Annotated in this window: 17 protein-coding genes, 2 tRNA genes and 1 pseudogene; 5 read left to right on the top strand and 15 right to left on the bottom strand. The window is 68.4% G+C overall.

The genetic code is table 11. From position 1 onward, the window contains the following. Positions 1–34: 34 nt before the first annotated feature. Complete coding sequence (locus JOF29_RS03455; RefSeq protein ID WP_209692767.1) at positions 35–538, bottom strand: hypothetical protein; 504 nt, start codon at positions 536–538, stop codon at positions 35–37. A gap of 300 nt (positions 539–838) precedes the next feature. On the opposite strand from JOF29_RS03455, the gene JOF29_RS03450 reads away from it, so the two are divergent. Beyond that, positions 839–2,107 (top strand): NsdA family TPR-like regulatory protein, encoded by a 1,269-nt coding sequence (locus tag JOF29_RS03450; protein WP_245357432.1) that lies wholly within the window; start codon positions 839–841, stop codon positions 2,105–2,107. Between the two features lies 1 nt (position 2,108). Further along, positions 2,109–2,531: pseudogene (locus tag JOF29_RS45850) on the top strand (2'-5' RNA ligase family protein); the annotation flags it as partial. A gap of 134 nt (positions 2,532–2,665) precedes the next feature. Here JOF29_RS45850 and JOF29_RS42680 read toward each other — a convergent pair. Then, positions 2,666–2,842: a hypothetical protein gene (locus JOF29_RS42680; RefSeq protein ID WP_245357430.1), complete on the bottom strand. Its 177-nt coding sequence runs from the start codon at positions 2,840–2,842 to the stop codon at positions 2,666–2,668. Between the two features lie 272 nt (positions 2,843–3,114). On the opposite strand from JOF29_RS42680, the gene JOF29_RS03440 reads away from it, so the two are divergent. Both JOF29_RS03440 and JOF29_RS03435 read left to right on the top strand, forming a co-directional pair. Continuing rightward, a complete protein-coding gene (locus tag JOF29_RS03440; protein ID WP_245357429.1) occupies positions 3,115–4,431 on the top strand; it encodes an NsdA family TPR-like regulatory protein in 1,317 nt (438 codons plus the stop codon). A 12-nt stretch (positions 4,432–4,443) separates the two neighbouring features. Next, positions 4,444–5,070, top strand: coding sequence for a 2'-5' RNA ligase family protein (locus JOF29_RS03435; protein WP_209692764.1), 627 nt, complete (start codon positions 4,444–4,446; stop codon positions 5,068–5,070). Here the strand turns inward: JOF29_RS03435 and JOF29_RS03430 are convergent. The 10 genes from JOF29_RS03430 to JOF29_RS03385 all read right to left on the bottom strand — a co-directional run bounded on the left by JOF29_RS03430 (position 5,052) and on the right by JOF29_RS03385 (position 15,763). Continuing rightward, positions 5,052–7,277, bottom strand: coding sequence for an FAD-dependent oxidoreductase (locus JOF29_RS03430; RefSeq protein ID WP_209692763.1), 2,226 nt, complete (start codon positions 7,275–7,277; stop codon positions 5,052–5,054). The two genes, JOF29_RS03435 and JOF29_RS03430, sit on opposite strands and share 19 nt — an antisense overlap. 11 nt (positions 7,278–7,288) lie before the next feature. Continuing rightward, the gene (locus JOF29_RS03425; RefSeq protein ID WP_209692762.1) at positions 7,289–8,209 is read right to left on the bottom strand and encodes a MurR/RpiR family transcriptional regulator; all 921 of its coding nucleotides are present in this window, start codon (positions 8,207–8,209) and stop codon (positions 7,289–7,291) included. A 10-nt stretch (positions 8,210–8,219) separates the two neighbouring features. Continuing rightward, positions 8,220–9,599 (bottom strand): hypothetical protein, encoded by a 1,380-nt coding sequence (locus JOF29_RS03420; protein ID WP_209692761.1) that lies wholly within the window; start codon positions 9,597–9,599, stop codon positions 8,220–8,222. Continuing rightward, a complete protein-coding gene (locus JOF29_RS03415) occupies positions 9,596–10,414 on the bottom strand; it encodes a carbohydrate ABC transporter permease (RefSeq protein WP_209692760.1) in 819 nt (272 codons plus the stop codon). The genes JOF29_RS03420 and JOF29_RS03415 overlap by 4 nt, the downstream gene beginning before the upstream one ends. Beyond that, positions 10,407–11,339: a carbohydrate ABC transporter permease gene (locus JOF29_RS03410; RefSeq protein ID WP_209692759.1), complete on the bottom strand. Its 933-nt coding sequence runs from the start codon at positions 11,337–11,339 to the stop codon at positions 10,407–10,409. The genes JOF29_RS03415 and JOF29_RS03410 overlap by 8 nt, the downstream gene beginning before the upstream one ends. Continuing rightward, positions 11,339–12,598 (bottom strand): ABC transporter substrate-binding protein, encoded by a 1,260-nt coding sequence (locus tag JOF29_RS03405; RefSeq protein ID WP_307863129.1) that lies wholly within the window; start codon positions 12,596–12,598, stop codon positions 11,339–11,341. Before JOF29_RS03405 ends, JOF29_RS03410 begins: the two co-directional genes overlap by 1 nt. Before the next feature lie 216 nt (positions 12,599–12,814). Beyond that, positions 12,815–13,687 carry a hypothetical protein gene (locus JOF29_RS03400; RefSeq protein ID WP_209692758.1) on the bottom strand — a complete coding sequence of 291 codons (873 nt, stop codon included), beginning with the start codon at positions 13,685–13,687 and terminating at the stop codon, positions 12,815–12,817. Between the two features lie 153 nt (positions 13,688–13,840). Continuing rightward, positions 13,841–14,866: a UDP-N-acetylmuramate dehydrogenase gene (locus tag JOF29_RS03395; protein ID WP_307863128.1), complete on the bottom strand. Its 1,026-nt coding sequence runs from the start codon at positions 14,864–14,866 to the stop codon at positions 13,841–13,843. Next, positions 14,863–15,264 (bottom strand): MaoC family dehydratase, encoded by a 402-nt coding sequence (locus JOF29_RS03390; RefSeq protein ID WP_209692757.1) that lies wholly within the window; start codon positions 15,262–15,264, stop codon positions 14,863–14,865. The genes JOF29_RS03395 and JOF29_RS03390 overlap by 4 nt, the downstream gene beginning before the upstream one ends. 76 nt (positions 15,265–15,340) lie before the next feature. Next, the gene (locus tag JOF29_RS03385; protein WP_209692756.1) at positions 15,341–15,763 is read right to left on the bottom strand and encodes an FAS1-like dehydratase domain-containing protein; all 423 of its coding nucleotides are present in this window, start codon (positions 15,761–15,763) and stop codon (positions 15,341–15,343) included. A gap of 70 nt (positions 15,764–15,833) precedes the next feature. On the opposite strand from JOF29_RS03385, the gene JOF29_RS03380 reads away from it, so the two are divergent. Beyond that, positions 15,834–16,580: a (2Fe-2S)-binding protein gene (locus JOF29_RS03380; protein WP_307863127.1), complete on the top strand. Its 747-nt coding sequence runs from the start codon at positions 15,834–15,836 to the stop codon at positions 16,578–16,580. 150 nt (positions 16,581–16,730) lie between these two features. Here JOF29_RS03380 and rpmG read toward each other — a convergent pair whose 3' ends face one another. The 3 genes from rpmG to JOF29_RS03365 all read right to left on the bottom strand — a co-directional run bounded on the left by rpmG (position 16,731) and on the right by JOF29_RS03365 (position 17,155). Then, positions 16,731–16,898, bottom strand: a complete 168-nt coding sequence (gene rpmG, locus JOF29_RS03375; protein WP_209692755.1) for a 50S ribosomal protein L33 — start codon at positions 16,896–16,898, stop codon at positions 16,731–16,733. 66 nt (positions 16,899–16,964) lie between these two features. Beyond that, positions 16,965–17,038: transfer RNA gene (locus JOF29_RS03370), tRNA-Met, on the bottom strand. Between the two features lie 44 nt (positions 17,039–17,082). Then, positions 17,083–17,155: transfer RNA gene (locus tag JOF29_RS03365), tRNA-Thr, on the bottom strand. Positions 17,156–17,227 lie beyond the last annotated feature (72 nt).

Genomic DNA, 17,227 nt, shown 5'->3' with positions numbered 1-17,227 from the left:
GACCTCGCACCGACGGCTGACGTCCGCTGAGTGGTCAGCGGCCCCCCCGCCTCCACCAAGGCTTGGGCCGCCTGGCCACCGCGGTCAGCCAGTCCTCCGGGATCGCCCACCCACGCCCGCGCAACGCGTCGAAGTACTCCGACTTCAAGCTGTCCGGAAGCCAGTACGTCGCCCGCTCCCGCGCAGTCACCTCGAAGTACGTCGTGCGCTGCCGGCGACTCCACACCGTCGCCTGATTCGAGCTGTACGCAAGCCGAACATAGTCCCACCGCGCCTGTTCGTCCTCCATGTCGTACCCGCGCTCAACGACGCGCGACTTCCCCACCGACTCCTGCTCGATCTCGTCGATCAACGTCTGCACCAGCGCCCGATCATCGGTCAGCTCCGCAGGCAACCGCAGCCCCACCGGATCCAGCACCACCGCACCGAGCCGTGGCCGCGCCAGCTCCAGGAACACCTCGAGCAGCGCGAACCCTTCCTCCGCCCGCCCGAACCGCTCCAACTCGGCACGCAGCGTGGTGACAGCTTCCTCGGGCACGCGGCCACTCTAGATGGGGCTGCCCCTGAATGCCCCAGAATGCCCCGGTGAATTCACGCTCAGCGAGCACGAATTCGTGTCCGCCGGCCCGTCACAAGGTGGTCCGCTGCGCCCGAGAAGCCCTTTTCGCACAGCGATTCGGGGCATCTCGGGGCATCGTGGGGCAGATCATCCACAGGCCCCGATTTGGCCGTCGCAGAGGGTGTCCGGCGTCTTACAGTTACCGCCATGTCAGGGCCGAACGACTTGCTGCGCGAAGCGCGAGAACGCACACCATCACGTCGCGCACCGGGCGAACCCATGTCCCGGAGCGAACTCGCCGACACCATCTGCATCTGGCTCTGGGACACCACCGAGATCAAGTACGAGCTCGACGGCCACTACATCGCCAAGCTGGAACGTGGCGCCGTCCGCTGGCCCGGTGCGGCGTACCGCTCCGGCCTGCGCCACGTGCTCGGCGTTGCCGGGGACAACGAACTCGGATTCACCCCGCCGGCCGGCGTCGTCCTTGGCGAGCCGGAACCGACCCCGCCGGCCTCGATGGCCGGCCACGACGACGACCTGGTGCATGCCGGGGACGAGTCGATCGCGCTGCTGTCGTTCGCCGAGGAGTCCAACGTCGGCGACCTGACCGTCGAGCAGTTGCACGCGGACATCGAGCGGATCGCACAGTCCTACCTACGGACGCCGATCCGTCCACTGTTCGTGAAGAGCCTCGCAATCCGGGACCGGGCGTTCACCCTGCTGGCCGGGAACCAGTCACCGCGCCAGTCCCGGGACCTCTACTCCGCAGCCGGCTGGGCGATCACGCTGCTCGCCTGGATGTCCGTCGATCTCGGCCGCCCCGACATCGCCGAAAGCCACACCCGGACGGCCTGGGCATGTGCCGAGGCCGCGGATCACGACGTACTGCGAGGCTGGATCCGCGCCACGCAGCACACGGCTGCGTTCTGGCAGGAGGACTTCGCCCGTGCCGCCGTGTACGCCGAGGACGGACTGCGGTACGGCGGCGGCACCTCGCGGCTCTTCCTCGCCAGCGCCGCCTCGGTCGACCTCGCCCGGGCGGGCCGCGCCGACAAGGCCCGCGAACTCCTCGACATGGCCCGGACGTTCACCGTCCGCCCGGCGGAGTCCGAGCCTGGTGGAGTCTTTCTCTGTACGTCGGAACGCGCCGAAGGACTGTGGGCGGACACGCAGCTGGCGTTCGGCGACGCCCGACGTACTGCGGACCATGCCGATCACAGCGTCGCCCTGTTCGAGGCTGTCCCGTATGTGCTCCGGAACCTCGGATCCGAACGCATGGCCCGCCTGCAGCAGGCGAAGGCGCGACTGCTGCTCGGTCAGCTCGACGGCGCGATGGAGGCGGTCGAGCCGGTGCTCGAACTGCAACCGGAGTTCCGGGTCCGACCGCTGGTCCATCGCGTCGCGGAGGTCGCGGCGCTGACCGCGCCGTACGCGCGGAGCCCGAAGGGCCGGCTGCTGCGGGACCGGATCGCCGAGTTCACCCAACGTCCCGGGCTGCCGGCCCGCCGCGCAGCTCGGGCCGCCGCCGCGTCCGAGAGGAGCTGACATGATCAGGGAAGTCCGTGATCACTGGTGCTGGGGCCCGAACTGGCGGCCCGGGCGATCGTTCTACACCTGGCACATCGTCTTCCCCCACGACGCTGCACTCGGCGACCTGCACACCAGGTACCAGCACCTGGTCGGTTCACTGCCCGGGATCTCACCGGTCCCGGTGCAGTGGCTGCATCTGACGCTGCAGGGCATCGGGTTCGTGGACAAGGTCCCGCAGGCGGATCTCGACCCGATCATCGACGCCGCGCACCGTCGGCTCGAACACTTCCGCCCGTTCGAGATCACGCTCGGCCCGGCGGTCGTCGACGTCGAGAGCCTGCAACTGCCGGTGTCCCCGGTCGACCGGCTGCGCCGCCTCCGCGGCCAACTCCGCGCCGCGATCACGGACGTGTGGGGCCGCGACTCGGTTCCCGAGCTGCCTGAGCTCGATCCGCACGTCTCCCTCGGCTACTGGAACCGGAGCGCCGCGGGCCGCGCCGCTCCGCCAGCAGGTAAACGCCCTGGGCAACTGTGTCGCCAAGACCGAGGTCACCCACGTCAGCTTGATCAACCTCACCCGCGATCAGCGCCAGTACGAGTGGACGAAGTACGCCGGTCTCCCGCTCGGCGCACCTTCGTCCGGAGCAGGCTTTTGAGCGCAATCCCCTCGAGCAGGAGCGGGTACGCGTCGTCGGCCGGCCCGAGCCGATCCGGGCCGGTACACGAGGTCGTCAGGGCTTCCTCGGGCATTCGCCCACCCTCGATCGACCATGTCGAGGCCCTCCTGCCCCGTCCTGCCCCGGTCTGGCCGCAACTGCCCCAGATGGTCACGCTCAGTGTCGCATCGTGGCCCGCGATCTGCCCGGAGCCGAAGTTGTCATTCCGCTCGACGATGCCGGAAAGCCCTTCCACAGCAGAGAATCCGGGGCACGGCGGGGCATCGCGGGGCAGCTTGGGGCAGATCGTCCACCAGGCCCGGATTCGAGGTCGCAGCGGGTGTTCGCACTCTTACAGTTACCAGCATGCCAGAGCCCAATGAACTGCTGCGAGCCGCGCGGGAGCGGACGCCGTCGCGGAGTACACCCGGCGAGCAGATGTCCAGGGCCGAGCTTGCGGACGCTGTCTGCACCTGGCTGTGGGAAACGACCGAGGCGAAGTACGAACTCGACGGGCACTACCTCGCGAAGCTCGAGCGCGGTGCCGTCCGCTGGCCCGGGGCAGCGTACCGGGCCGGCCTCCGACACGTCCTGAACGTCGAGGACGACAGCGAACTCGGCTTCGTCCCACCCGGCGGTTTCGGCGCCGCAGAGCCTGAGCCCAGCGTCAGCTCGGTGGTCGATATCGAGGACGAGCTCCTGGAGGCAGGCGACGAGTCGATCGCACAGCTCGCGCCGGCCGAGGAGTCGAATGTCGGCGATCTCACCGTCGAGCAACTGCTGGCCGACATCCTGCGCATCACCGAGAACTACCTCCGCGCTCCGACCAAACCCCTGTACGTGCGCAGCCGCGCGATCCGGGACCGGGCGTTCCGCCTGATCTCCGGACGGCAGCCACCGAACCAGACCCGCGACCTGTACGCCGTGGCAGGCTGGGCACTGAACATGCTGGCCTGGATCTCAGTGGATCTCGGCCGGCCGGACATCGCCGAGAACCACACGCGGACCGCCTGGGCCTGCGGCGAGGCAGCCGATCGGGACGATGTCCGCGCCTGGACCCGGGCTGCTCAGCACCGGGCCGCGTTCTGGCAGGACGACTTCGGCCGCGCGGCGTCGTACGCCGAAGACGGGCTGCGGTACGCGACCGGAAGTTCGTCGCTCTATCTGGCCAGTGTCCTCGCGCTGGACCTGGCCCGTTCCGGGCGTCACGGAGAAGCCCGCGAAGCGTTGACCATCGCCAAGCGCACCACAGTCCGCGCCGACGTCCCGGAGTTGGGCGGGCCCTTCTTCTGTACGCCGGAGCGCGCCGAAGGCATGTGGGCCGATGCACATCTGTCATTGGGGGAAGCGCACCTCACCCGGCGGCACGCGGACCACGCGATCGCCTTGTTCGAGGCGTCTCCGCACCTGGTCCGCAACTTCGGATCCGAACGCATGACCAGGCTTCAGCAGGCGAAGGCGCACCTGCAGCTCGGCGATCTCAGTACCGCGGCCGATGCCGTCGCCGTCGTACTGACAACCCCGGTCGAGTACCGCGTTCGGCCGTTGATCCACCGGATCAACGAGGTCGCCGCCCTGACCCGCATGAGCCAGCACGCGAACGACCCGCAGGCCCGGCAGCTGCACGACGCGATTCGGGTCTTCACCCGGCACCCCGCCATCCGGGATGCCACCGGCAAGTGAAAGGAACCACCGGTGTTCGAAGAACTGCGGGACCATTGGTGCTGCCGTCCCGACCGTCCCTTCTACTCCTGGCACGTCACGTTCGCCGACTCCCCCGAGATTGCCGCACTACAGGTGTCGTACGCCACGCTGCTCCAGGAGCTGCCCGGTTTCAGTCCGGTGCCTCCGCAGTGGTTGCGCCTGGACGTGCAAGGCATCGGATTCACGGACCGCGTGCCGGACGCGGATCTGGCTCGCATCGTCGAAGCCACCCGGCTTCGGGTGGCCGGTCTGGCGAGCTTCCCGGTGAGCGTCGGACCCGCCGTACTGGACCCGGAATCCCTTCAGCTCCCGGTCCGTCCGATCGAACCGTTCCAGCACCTCCGCGACCTCACCCGGGCCGCAATCTTCGATGTCTGGGGCGAAGAAGCCATCCCCAGGCTGCCTGAACTCGACCCTCACGTCGCCCTCGCGTACAGCGACCTTCAGGCCCCGGCAGCGCCGATCGCCGCTCGTCTTCTGGCCTACCCCGCACGGTCGACGACCTACCCGATCACTGGCCTCACCCTCCTCTCCCTGACCCGAACCGACCGCGTGTACCACTGGACTCCGCACCTCACGATTCCGTTCGAGCCAGGCGCTCAGCCCGGCGCGCCATAGGCGCGGACCGCGACGACGTGGGCTCTGGGTGCTCCGTTGGTGCGGTGGGCTGTCAGGCGGAGGCGGGTGGCTTGGGTGGGGGTTGGTAGGTGGTGGTGCTGAGTGCGGTGATGGTTGTCGGTGACCTGGGCGATCGGCTGCCAGGGGGCGTCGTCTCCGTTGCGGGCTTCCAGGGAGTAGTCGGCGAGGAGGGTGGGGAGGGATTCGAAGGGGGTTCGGTGGTGGTGCAGGTTGATCAGGTCTTCCTGTACGTCGGCGTCAAGGACCACCACGACCTCCGAGAGTTCGACCGGCTCGGGCCAGGTGAGTTCCAGCCAGGGGTTCGGGTCCCAGGCCAGGTCTTCGGAGGACCAGAGGTTCGGTCCGCCGTACGGGCGGGCGTAGCCGCCGAGGACCTTCTCGGGCGCGTATGCCGAGGTGTCGCCCAGGCGGAGACACAGACCGGAGCGCTGGAGGATGTGTTTCCAGGCACGGAACTGTTCCGTCCACTGCTCGTCCGCGGCCGGCTCGCGGTGCGCGAAGTGCACTGTGCCGGGGAGGGCCGTCGGTGCGGTGTGGACGGAAACGTCCGGCGTTTTCCGCAAGATGACGAAAACGTTTGACGGACGGGACGGGCGCCAGGACAGCGGGATCCGGATCCAGCGTTTCTCGCCGGCCGGGAGGTCGACGGTGCAGGAGTCGATGAGCTCGGCGGGCAGGTAGTTCTGTGGCTTCACCGGGTCGTGCAGCTCGACGGTGAGCGAGCCGCCGTTCGAGTCGACGAGCAGTTCGAAACCGTCCAGTGCCGGGTCGACCGGGATCACCATGCCGAGGTCGGTGGTCAGCGGCAGGGTGCCGGACGAGACCTCGAGGGCCGGTCTGGTGAGCGTGGACGACGCGGTGACGGCGGCCGTCACTGCGAGGTTCGCCGGGTCGTCGTCGACGACGCCGAGGACCGACGCGTCGGCGCGGGTCAACGCTTTCCGCATCAGGCCGAACCGGTCGCGCGCCAGCTCCCGCGGCGTCAAGCCGTTGCACAGGGCAACGGCCGCGCCGATCCCGGCGGCTTCGCCGAGTACGGCGCAGGTGGCCATCACTCGGGTGGTCCCGAACGCGACGTGGCTCGCGCTGATGTTCCGCCCGGCCATCCACAGGTTCCGCACGTTCCGTGAGTACAGGGACCGCAACGGGATGTGGTACGCGCCGTCGGAGAACCAGTGCTTCGAGCCGTGCTCCGACGCGTACACGCCGCCGGGCGGGTGCAGGTCGATCGACCAGCCGCCGAACGCGACCCGGTCGTCGAACTCGCGCTGCTCGAGCACGTCGTGCTGGGTCAGCACGTGGTCGCCGAGGAAACGCCGGTACTCACGTTTTCCGGGCACCGATCCGATCCATTCCAGGGTCAGGTTGTCCGCGTCGAAGTTGCCGCTGTTCTTGATGTAGTCCCAGATCCCGTAGACCACGGCCTGCAGCTCGTCGCGGATCGCCTCGTTGTCGTCGACGACGTCCAGCTCGCCGCCCCACTCGATCCACCAGAACGCGCAGCCGTTCAGGTCGGTCCGGATCACCCGGCGGTCCGGAATCGCGGTTTCCGTGACGTTCCGCGCGAACGCCGGCGGCACGAACCGGACCGGCTCCCCCGCGTCCTTGCTGTAGAAGAGAATCGTGCTGCCGAGCGTGTTCGAGTCCGGTACGTCGGGCGCCCAGGACTCGTCGTACTGCGACCGCGGCTCCCGCCCGGTGCGGAAGTCGGCCCCGGCCAGTACGCCGACCAGGCCGTCGCCGGAGCAGTCCACGAACACCGGGCTGACGAACCGGATCTCCTTCTCGGACCCCATTTGCCAGCCGGTCACCGACCGGATCTCGTCGTCCTCGGCCTCGACGGAACGCACGTCCGTGTTCAGGTACAGCGTTATCCGCGGTTCCGCCCGAACCGCCTCCAGCAGCACGAGATCCCAGTAATAGGGGTTTCCGAGCGGATTCCGGAACTGGTTCTCGACGAACAGCTCGCCCATGATGCCGGTCTCGCGGGCGAAGCTCTGGGTGCCGTGCGCGGTCGCGCCGCACACCCACACCCGCACCTCGCTGGACGAGTTGCCGCCGAGCACCGGCCGGTTCTGGACCAGTGCCACGGTGCTGCCCTGGCGCGCGGCCCCGATCGCCGCGCAGATCCCGGCGAGCCCGCCGCCGACGACGGTCAGGTCGGACTGGACCTCGAGCTGCTGCATGCACAAGCCTTTCAGGAGTCTGGTTGGACGAAGATGTCCGGCCGGACGACGGCGTCCGGGTGCACGACCGGTTGCCCCGGGCCGTTCGGGTGGTTGGCGGTGAGGTGGTCCGGAACGCGCTGCGCCACCAGCACGAACAGCAGCCCGGCGGTGAGTACGTCGCTCGCCCGCCCGGCGAAGAACTCGGTCCACGCGGTGCCGTTCAGCGTCCCGGTGTCGAGGACTACGTCCGTGACCCGCCCGATCGGCGAGTCGACGACGCCGGTGATCGTGACCGTCAGCGCACCCTCGGCCTTCGCCCGCTGGACGAACGCCAGCGTGGTCGGGTCCAGCCCGGAGCGGCTCACGGTGAGCGCGACATCCCCCTCGCCGAGCAGCCCGGCGCCGATCTGCGACGAGTTCGGGCCATCGAAGAACCACACCGGGATGCCGATCCGGAGCAGCCGGATGTACAGCTCGCGCGCCGGGATCGCGTCCCCCCACTCCCCGTAGATGTGGGTACGGCGGGCGCCCGCGATCGCGTCCGCGGCCCGGGTCGCCGCGGCCAGGTCGATCGCGGCGAGCGCGTTCCGGAGCGCGTTCGCCTGGGTGGACGCCAGGACGTTGAGCACCTGCTCGGGCGGGTCGGCCGGCCCGATCGCCAGCCCGATGTCGCTGGTCCAGCCGGCCTCCAGGCCGCGGCCGACCTCCATCGCCAGCGCGGCCCGGAGTGCAGGATAACCGGCGTACCCGAGGTGGGTGGACAGCCGGGTCACGGTCGCGGCCGAGGTCTGTGCGGCTTCGGCCAGCTTGGTGATCGAGCCGCGGGCGACCTCGTCCGGGTTCGCCAGGATGTGCTCGGCGACTCGCTGCATCGCCCCGTTCAGCTCGGGCAGCGCCCGCTTGACCAGCTGCAACGGACTCGGACTACCGGCTCTCTCCATGTCTGCCATCCCGTTATCGTCACGTATAGACGAACTGCGCACTCGCCACACCGTCGGTGTCGCTGACCACCCGCACCCAGTGCGCACTGAAACCCGGTGGGAAAACGTGTGAACGCACCTGTCCTGGCTCGACCGTCACCGTCTCCACCGCGCCGAACCGGCCGTGCCCGTGGAAGTCGATCTCGACCGTGAACGTCATCGCGGTGGCCGAGAAGTTCTCCAGGTGCAGGCACTTCCCGTCGAAGCCGGTCATCAGGTACGGATCGGACGGAACGCCCGCGGAAACCGGTGTTTCCCACCACGGCCCGCCCCAGCCGGCCGGCTTGCCGAAACTCCACAGGTCGTCGGTCTTCCCGAACCACAACCCGGACTGCGGTTCCGCGGTCGTCGGGTTCAGTCCGTGGCTCGGTGAGGCGTTGTCCGCACCGGCGACGAGCATTCCGCGCCACGAGCAGAAGTCGCCGAGCACCCACAGGTGCGTGGAGATCGGGCGCACGCCCCAGATCCTGCCGCCGTACGCCCACGGGGACAGCTCGTAGAACATGCCGTGGTGGTCCATCAGCAGCCGCTCGTGCTCGACCTCACGGATCCGCGGCCACTCGGTCTGCCACTTGTGGTCGAAGCAGTGCGACGCTTTCGGCAACCGGTACCGCGTCCACTGCTGGTCGGACTCGGTGAACACCTCGAGGATCGCCGACGCCCGGTCCCACCCGGTCGCGAAGATCGTCCCACCGAACTCGTGCCGCCCGCCGATCGCGGTGTACGGGTCCTCCCGCAGCACCTTCCACGAGGTGCCGTCGTACTCGGCAAGTCGTCCCCGCGAACGGACGCCCGACCACTCGGGCTCGGAGTACTCGTTCGAGCAGACGACGAGCCGGCCGAACGACGTGTAGCAGTCCTTGTAGTGGACCTTCATCTCGCCGTCGGTGCCGAGCTCGTCGTTCAGGTCGAAGAGCTGCGTGCACTCGTACGTCGTGAGGTCGAGCTCGAACAGCTCGCCCTCCATCGCGAGAACGTAGACGTGGGTGTCCGGCTTCGTCAGGTGCCGCGACGTACCGCAGACCCGGAGCGGCTGCAGTTCGGGGATCGTCACGATCTTGTGGTCCGCGGTGATCACGTGCGGCCCGAGCACCAGCCTCGACGTCGGGAAGTGCACGAACCGGTTCGTGTATGTCCCGTCCACGCCAACGGTTTCCGAAACAGTTTCCATCGAGAGGTCGGCGTCGATCCGGCGCAGGCTCACGCCGCCCCCGGAGGACGCCTTGTGCGAGTTGTAGTTCTGGACGTAGAGCTTTCCGTTCCACGGCATCAGCGAGCCGACGCCCAGTTCGCTGCGCGGCGGACCGAAGTCGCCGACCTGGGCGAGATGCGGAAAAACGCCGGAAACACTGGTTGTCATTTGATTCCTGTATGAGTCATGGCGGCGACGAAGCGCCGCTGCAGGACGACGAACACGAGCAGTACCGGCACGATCGAGATCACCGAGGCGGCCATCGTCAGGCCCGGTGCGATCTGGCCCTGCTCGTCGACGAAGTTGGTCAGGCTGAGCGGCAGCGTGTACCGGTCCGGGTTGCTGATCAGCACCAGCGGTGTCTCGTAGTCGTTCCAGGACCAGACGAACGCCAGGATGCCGAGCGCACTCATCACCGGTGTTGCCAACGGCAAGTAGATCCGGGTGAACACCCGCCACTCGTTCGCGCCGTCCATCCGGGCCGCCTCGGCGAACTCGGCCGGCTGGCTGACGAAGAACTGCCGCATCAGGAAAGTGCCGAGCACGGTGAACATTCCGGGCAGGATCAACGCCCACAAGGTGTCGTACAGCCCGAGCTTCTGGAAATAGATGAACCGCGGTACCAGCAGCAGCTGCGCCGGGATGATCGCCGTCGCCAGGTACAGCAGGAACAGCTTGTCCCGCCCCTTGAACGACATCCGCGCGAACGCGTACCCGGCCATCGTCGCGGTGACCAGCTCGCCCGCGACCCGCAGTACGGCGACGAACACCGACCGGCCGAACGCGGGCAGCACCGAGGTCGCACCGCTCAGCACGGTCGTGAAGTTGTCCCACTGGAACGGGTGCGGGATCCACTGCATCGGGATCTTGTACGCGTCCACGTCCGGCTTCAGCGCGGTCGAGATCATCCACCCGAACGGCGCCAGGAAAGCGATGGCGAGAATCCACAACGGGATTCCCCAGAGCCACTTGGACCTAGTCATTCAGAGCCCTCCCTCGCTGCGCCCGCCAGGTGAACAGCGTCAGGACGAGTACGCCGACGAACGTCACCAGGCCGATCGCCGACGCGTAGCCGAACCGGTAGAACTGGAAGCCGGTCTGGTACATGTAGTACGAGATCGTGGTGGTCGCGTCGCCCGGGCCGCCGGCGGTGATCAGCGCGATCAGGCCGAACCCCTGGGACGCCCCGATGATCAGCGTGACCAGCAGGAAGATCGTTGTCGGAAGCAACGACGGCCAGGTGATCACGCGGAACTTGGCCCACGCGGAGGCGCCGTCGATGTCGGCCGCCTCGTACAGCTGCCGCGGCGCGTCCTGCAACGCGGACAGGTAGATCAGCGAGCAGTACCCGACGCCGCCCCAGATCGCCATCACGATCAGCGCAGGCAGCGCCCAGTGCGAGGACGCGAACCAGCCCGGCCGGATCCCGAACACGTCCAGCACCTGGTTGACCAGGCCGGCCTTCGGGTTCATCAGCATCAGCCAGGTCATACCGACCGCGACCACGTTCACGATGTACGGCAGGAAGAAGATCGCCCGCAGTACGGCGCGCCCCGGGAGCGGCCGGTTCAGCGCGATCCCGAGGCCGAGGCCCAGGATCACGGTCAGCGGGACGGACACCACGACGTACACCAGGGTCAGGCCGATCGCGTGCCAGAACCCGGGGTCGCGGGCGATCGCGACGAAGTTGCCGAGGCCGTTGAACGTGATTCCGCCGATACCGGACACCAGGTTCCAGTCGGTGAACGCGAGCACCAGGACGCTGATCAGCGGGATCAGCGTGAACGCGATCACGCCGAGCAGGTTCGGGGCGATGAACAGGAAACCGGTCCACCCGGACGGGCGGATCCCGCGGCCCTGCTCGACGCGGGCCTTCGTACCGGCCGAGACAAGTGTGGCGGTGGCCATCAGGGCCTCCTCTCGTTCCGGGCGATCGCGGCGTCGGCAAGCCGCCGTACCTCACGGATCGCGGCACCCGGGTCCTTCTCGCCGATCCAGCACAGGTCGCGCTGCTGCTTGACCGCGAGCGTGATCTCCGGGAACCCGGTCAGCCTGGTGTCGGTCGCGAGCTTCGGCTCGGAGGTCAGGACGACCCGGCGGAAAGAGTCCAGGTCGAAGTACTTTTCCGGCTCCTTTCCGAGCATTCCGGACACGATCTGGTCGTCGGTGACGTTGCCGAGGGCCGGCATCTTGCCGCCCTTGAGCATCGGCGTCGCGCCCTCGGTCAGCCAGAACTTCACGAACGCCCAGGCCGCCTCGAACTTCGGCGACTTCGGGTTGATCATGATGAAGTTGCTGAACGAGCCGCCGTTCCAGTCCTTGCCGTCCACCGTCGGCGACGGCGCGAACGCGACCTTGAAGTCGTGCGGGTACTTCTTCGCGTCGTACAGGTAGCGCAGGTTGAACGGCGCGGTCGACCAGAGGTGGAACTCCTCGCCGAGGAACGCGTTCTGCTGGTACGCGTCGAGGTGCCGGGACAGCACCTCGGTCCACGGGAACGCCGTACCGTCGGCGATCATCTCGCGGCCGAGGCGGAAACCCTGCTCGAAGTGCGGGTCGCCGAAGTTCGAACGGTCGCCGGCGTACCAGTAGTTCGGGCCGAGGGCGATCCGGGCGACGTCCGGGACCGTGTAGACGCCGACGGTCTTGTCCGTCGTCAATTTGCGAGCCGTCGCGCGGAACTCGTCGATCGTCCAGGCGTGCGGCAACTCGACGCCCGCCCGCTGCCGGAGCTTCTCGTTGAACAGCACGAAGAACGGCTCACGCGCGGTGGCAAGCGCCTTCACCTTGCCGTTGTCGATGTACGACCGCGGCTTCTCGGTGTCCAGGTACACCTGGAGCTCCGGGTCCGCCCGCACCCGGTCGGTCAGGTCCGCCGCCAGCCCGGACCCGGCCCGCAGCGCCATCGCGCCCTGCGAGTAGGTGAAGTAGACGTCGATGTCGACACCACCCTGGAGCGCGGTGTCGAGCTTCAGGTTGCCGCGGTCGTCGTTCACGAACCGCGTGTACTCCACCTTGTACTGCGGAAACTTCTGCTGGAACGCCTTCACCACATCAGCCGGCCCGGACGCCGCCGGCACCCCGCCCCACACCTGCAGCGCCTCCGACCGCCCTCCCCCACCACCGGAACACCCCGGCACCACCGCAGCCGCCAGCCCCGCGCCCACCCCGGCCAAAACCTCCCGCCGAGAAAATCTTTTGCGCCTCACAACTCACCTCCCACCAGATTGCGCAAAAGATTAGCGAGCACACTCAGGCTTGGGAAGACCCCCTGCAGAAGTTTTTCAGGGCCCGAACCGTGTACCGAAGAGCGGGCAGTGGTCGGCTTTGAGGCCAGGTTCCTGACCAGGACCCGCCTGCCGCCGCAGCCGGGGCCGGCACCACTACCCGTTCTTCGGTACGCCGACCCGCTGCGCGACCGCACCCATGACCGTCGCCACGACCCATCGGGGATCGCCGAAGATCTGCTGATACGTGAACCGGAGCACCAGCCAGCCGACCGCGACCAGGTCGTCGTACCGCCGACAGTCAGCGGCGAACTTCCCGGCTGAGCCATGAAACTCGAACCCCTCCGCCTCCAGCGCGATCAGGGCCACCCGATTCCCGAGATCCACGCGAACCCAACCACCGTCGGTCTCCACCAGCACTTGCGCCTCGAAGCCCTCGACGCCCGCCTCGATCAGCAGGCTCCGCAGAATCGACTCGAGGAAACTCTCGGCGAACCTGATCGCGGCAGCGGCCACCCGGACCGCATTCGGCCGGCCCGGGCCGGACATGGCGCCCGCCGACGCGACCAGTTCGTCGGCGTTCATCAGGCCGGTCGCAAGCGCGGCATCAGCGACCGCCAAGGCCTCGCCGAACGGAAGAATCCGGGCACAATCCAGGACCGTGCGCGGCAGTGACGTCCGGCGCGCACGTCGATCGGTTCCGGGGAGATCGGCCCAGTGCAGCACCGCGGGCGGCCCCGCCCGGGCCTTCCTGTTCCTCGGCAGTATGAGATGCGGCTTCTCCGGAGTGTGCAGCAACGGCAGCTGCCAGATCGCGGCTGCGCTCAGGTGCGACAGAACTCCGTCGTACGCGACAGCCGTTGCCAGATCCGTCGCGATCCCCGGGAGTCCGTAGATGCCGCGAGTCAAGCGCTCGACCTCCCCTCGCCGGACGGCCGCCGCCAACGCCCGGCGCGACGTCAGCTGCACCAGTACGGCGGCAGTGGACCAGCCTCCCAGCCGGGCCAGTACCTCCACGACGGACGTCATCCGAGCATCCTGCCTGGCGGCGCCGGTTCGTGCGCAGCGTTGTCCACAGGTACCGAAGAACGGGCAGTGGTCCCGGACTCGCGACCAGCGTAGGCGGCGCCGGCCGGGTCTGCTCAACCAGAACGGCACCACTGCCAGTTCTTCGGTACAGGCTCAGAGGGCGCAGTTCACCAGGACGGGTTCGTTGACCAGGGTGATGTTGAAGGACTGCTGGACCTGGGTGCGGACGTGGGTGGCGAGGGTGAGGAGTTCTTTGGCGGTGGCTTGGCCGCGGTTGGTGAGGGCCAGAGTGTGTTTGCTGGAGACGGCGGCGTTGCCGATGGTGAAGCCCTTCGAGACGCCGGCGTGTTCGATCAGCCAGGCGGCGCTGGTCTTCACGCGGCCGTCGGGCTGCGGCCATTGGGGTGCGCCGGCGGGGACCTCGGCGGGCGTGTCGAGGATCGGGTTGGTGAAGAACGAGCCCGCGCTCCACGTGTCGTGGTCGGCGGGGTCCAGCACCATGCCCTTGCTCCGGCGCAGGCCGAGGACGGCCTCGCGGACCTCGGTCATCGGCGCCCGCGACCCGGGCTCCACGTCGAGCACCCGCGCCAGCTCGGCGTACCCGACCGGCGCCGACAGGTCACCCAGCCTGAGCTGGAACGCGACTTCGAGTACGACGTACCGCGAAGGATCCGCCTTGAACCGGGAGTTCCGGTACGCGAACCCGCAGTCCGCCGCGAAGACCGTCCGCACCGTGCCGTGGCTCCGGTCCCAGACCCGCACCGACGCGACCGTCTCCGCGACCTCGTGCCCGTACGCGCCGACGTTCTGCACCGGCGTCGACCCGGCCAGCCCGGGGATCCCGGACATCGACTCGAGCCCGCTCCACTCCTCCGCGATCGCCCGCTGGACCACGCCGTCCCAGTCCTCGCCGGCCGCGACGTGCACCATCGCGCCGGAGCAGGCGTCCGCGTCGACCCGGACACCGGACGTCGCGACCTTCACCACGGTCCCGCGGAACCCGTCGTCCCCGATCACCACGTTGCTCCCGCCGGACAGCAGCAGCACCGGTTCCCCGGCGGCGTCCGCGTCCCGGACCGCGGCGATCAGGTCCGCCTCGGTCGTGACCTCGATGAACTTGTCGGCCGGTCCGCCGACCCGCAGCGTGGTGTAGCCGGCCAGCGACACGTGGGTGTTCACCGGACCCGCACGACCGCCCTGGCGCGTCCGAGCACCTTCTCCTCGCCGGCGAGCGCCGTGATGTCGATCTCGGCGAGCCCCTCCGTGACCTTGTCGACCTTCGCGGAGAACGTCACGGTCGCGCCCTTGTCGTCATCCGGTACGACGACCGGCTTCGTGAACCGTACGCCGTACTCCACGAGATCGGCCGGATCCGCGATCCAGTCCGTCACCACCCGCACCGCGGACGCCATCGTGAGCATCCCGTGCGCGATCACGCCGGGTAGCCCGAGCGCGGCGGCCATCCGGTCGTTCCAGTGGATCGGGTTGAAGTCGCCACTGGCCCCGGCGTACCGGACCAGGTCCTCGCGCCGCAGCGTGATCGTCAGCGGCGGAAGCTCGGTGCCGGCCAGACTCATCGACGTCCTCGCTTCACTCCGGGCGCCGATGAGGCACGAGTCGAACTGCGCTGGATAATGATCTCGCTCCGCTCGATCATGCGTCCGCCCGGTTGTGCGAGATGGTCGACGTCGACGTGGCGATCGGCTCGCCGTCGACGGTGGTCAGCGCGGTCTCGTACATGATCACCTCGACGTCACCGGCCTTGCGGACGGCGGTGATGGTGGCGGTCGCGGCGATGTCGTCGCCGGCCTTGATCGGGCGGATGTAGCTGAACTTCTGCGCGCCGTGCACGATCCGGTCCAGCCGGAGGCCGAGCTCCTTGTCGTTCAGCAGCTGCTCGAGCGCGCGGCTGCCGAGCACGAACGCGAACGTCGGCGGCGCGATCGCGTCAGCGCCCCGGTACGCCGGGTTACCGTCACCGATCGCGTCGGCGAACTCCCGGATCTTCTCCCGGCCGACCTGGTAGGACTCGGCGGCCGCGTAGCTCCGGCCGACCATCGTGGCGTCGATCGTCATATCCGCCAACCTTACTGGCAGACTATGGCGCGGGTTTCCGCCGCCCACGATTCCGGACGGAAGGTAGATCGTGACGGCTGTGGCGGCGCTGGCGAAGTACGCGCCTCGGTACCGGGTGGAGATCGGCGAGCCGACGGGCTCCGAGTGGCTGCGGGTGGACCGGATCCTGGAGCCCGGCAGCCCGGAGCTGACCGAGCTGCTCAAGCGCGACGACGAGGCCAGTCGCCACCGTACGGCGCATGCGAACGCGCTCAGCATGATGTCGTTCTACGCCGGGCGGGCGCCGGCGACCGCGCTGCTGCTGTGGGCGCTGGAGGGCCACGTCCTCGACATCCGCCCGCAGAACCTCTGGGTCCGGCCGCACGACGGCCACGGGATCGCGGCGGTCGCCGTACGGTCGGCCGACTTCCTCCCCGGTGGGCTGGAGACGTTGTACGACGTCGTACTGCGGCAGCATCTGCTCCCGCTGTCCGAGGAGCTGCAGCGGCGGACGCGGGCGGGGTTGCGGCAGGTGTACGGCGGGGTGGCGGCCGGGTGCGCGATGGGGTTCTGCGCGGCGACGCGTGAGGAGGTGACGGTGGAGCCCGGGTACCTGCTCGAACGGTGGCAGACGTTCGCGGCGAAGGCGCCGGGCGGGCTCGGGCGGCTGGGCGACGTGGAGGTGGCGGGCGGGAAGCTCGTCTACCTGCGCAACACCTGCTGCCTCTACTACACGAGCGAGTCCGGCAACGGCACCCTCTGCGGCTCCTGCTGCCTAACCCCTAGAGCCGACCGCCGCACGGCCTACGAGTCCGGCCGCCCCATCCTCACGGTCTGACCACACACCACAAAGCCGCTCCGACATGCGGAGCGGCTTGCGGGAAAGCTACGGTCAGCGGGTCTCACGGTGCGAGCCCACCACCCAGCTTTCCCCGAGCACAACACAAAGCCGCTCCGACGTGCGGAGCGGCTTGCGGGGGAGCTACGGTCAGCGGGTTTCGCGGTGCTCGGTGTGGTCGTTGCAGCGCGCGCAGTACTTCTTCAGCTCAAGACGATCCGGGTCGTTCCGCCGGTTCTTCTTGGTGATGTAGTTCCGCTCCTTGCAGACCGTGCATGCCAGCGTGATCTTCGGGCGAACGTCGGTTGACTTGGCCACTGCTGCCTCTTCTGTCAGGAGTGCGCAACTGAGGTGATCGCACTCTCGAGATACTGCCTTGCCAGGTAGCGGGGGCGGGAGTCGAACCCGCGACACCACGATTATGAGCCGTGTGCTCTAACCACCTGAGCTACCCCGCCGGGTGAGTTCAGCATCCCACCCGGAGATGGGATGCCGTGCTCAGAGCCCCTTTACGGAATCGAACCGTAGACCTTCTCCTTACCATGGAGACGCTCTGCCGACTGAGCTAAAGGGGCGGGCCGAGGAGAGAGATTACACGGTCTCCCGGCCCGATGTGAAATCGAGTCAGGAGCGCCTTGCAGGCCCCT

The sequence above is a fragment of the Kribbella aluminosa genome (assembly GCF_017876295.1).
In the GTDB taxonomy this organism is placed as follows: domain Bacteria; phylum Actinomycetota; class Actinomycetes; order Propionibacteriales; family Kribbellaceae; genus Kribbella; species Kribbella aluminosa.
This window is presented reverse-complemented; position numbering and strand designations above follow the sequence as displayed.

Excerpts from the sequence above, each read along its gene's own strand:
- JOF29_RS03450 (WP_245357432.1), top strand. The coding sequence starts at position 839 with ATGTCCCGGAGCGAACTCGCCGACACCATCTGCATCTGGCTCTGGGAC.
- JOF29_RS42680 (WP_245357430.1), bottom strand. The coding sequence starts at position 2,842 with ATGCCCGAGGAAGCCCTGACGACCTCGTGTACCGGCCCGGATCGGCTC.
- JOF29_RS03440 (WP_245357429.1), top strand. The coding sequence starts at position 3,115 with ATGCCAGAGCCCAATGAACTGCTGCGAGCCGCGCGGGAGCGGACGCCG.
- JOF29_RS03430 (WP_209692763.1), bottom strand. The coding sequence starts at position 7,277 with ATGCAGCAGCTCGAGGTCCAGTCCGACCTGACCGTCGTCGGCGGCGGG.
- JOF29_RS03425 (WP_209692762.1), bottom strand. The coding sequence starts at position 8,209 with ATGGCAGACATGGAGAGAGCCGGTAGTCCGAGTCCGTTGCAGCTGGTC.
- JOF29_RS03420 (WP_209692761.1), bottom strand. The coding sequence starts at position 9,599 with ATGACAACCAGTGTTTCCGGCGTTTTTCCGCATCTCGCCCAGGTCGGC.
- JOF29_RS03415 (WP_209692760.1), bottom strand. The coding sequence starts at position 10,414 with ATGACTAGGTCCAAGTGGCTCTGGGGAATCCCGTTGTGGATTCTCGCC.
- JOF29_RS03410 (WP_209692759.1), bottom strand. The coding sequence starts at position 11,339 with ATGGCCACCGCCACACTTGTCTCGGCCGGTACGAAGGCCCGCGTCGAG.
- JOF29_RS03400 (WP_209692758.1), bottom strand. The coding sequence starts at position 13,687 with ATGACGTCCGTCGTGGAGGTACTGGCCCGGCTGGGAGGCTGGTCCACT.
- JOF29_RS03390 (WP_209692757.1), bottom strand. The coding sequence starts at position 15,264 with ATGAGTCTGGCCGGCACCGAGCTTCCGCCGCTGACGATCACGCTGCGG.
- JOF29_RS03385 (WP_209692756.1), bottom strand. The coding sequence starts at position 15,763 with ATGACGATCGACGCCACGATGGTCGGCCGGAGCTACGCGGCCGCCGAG.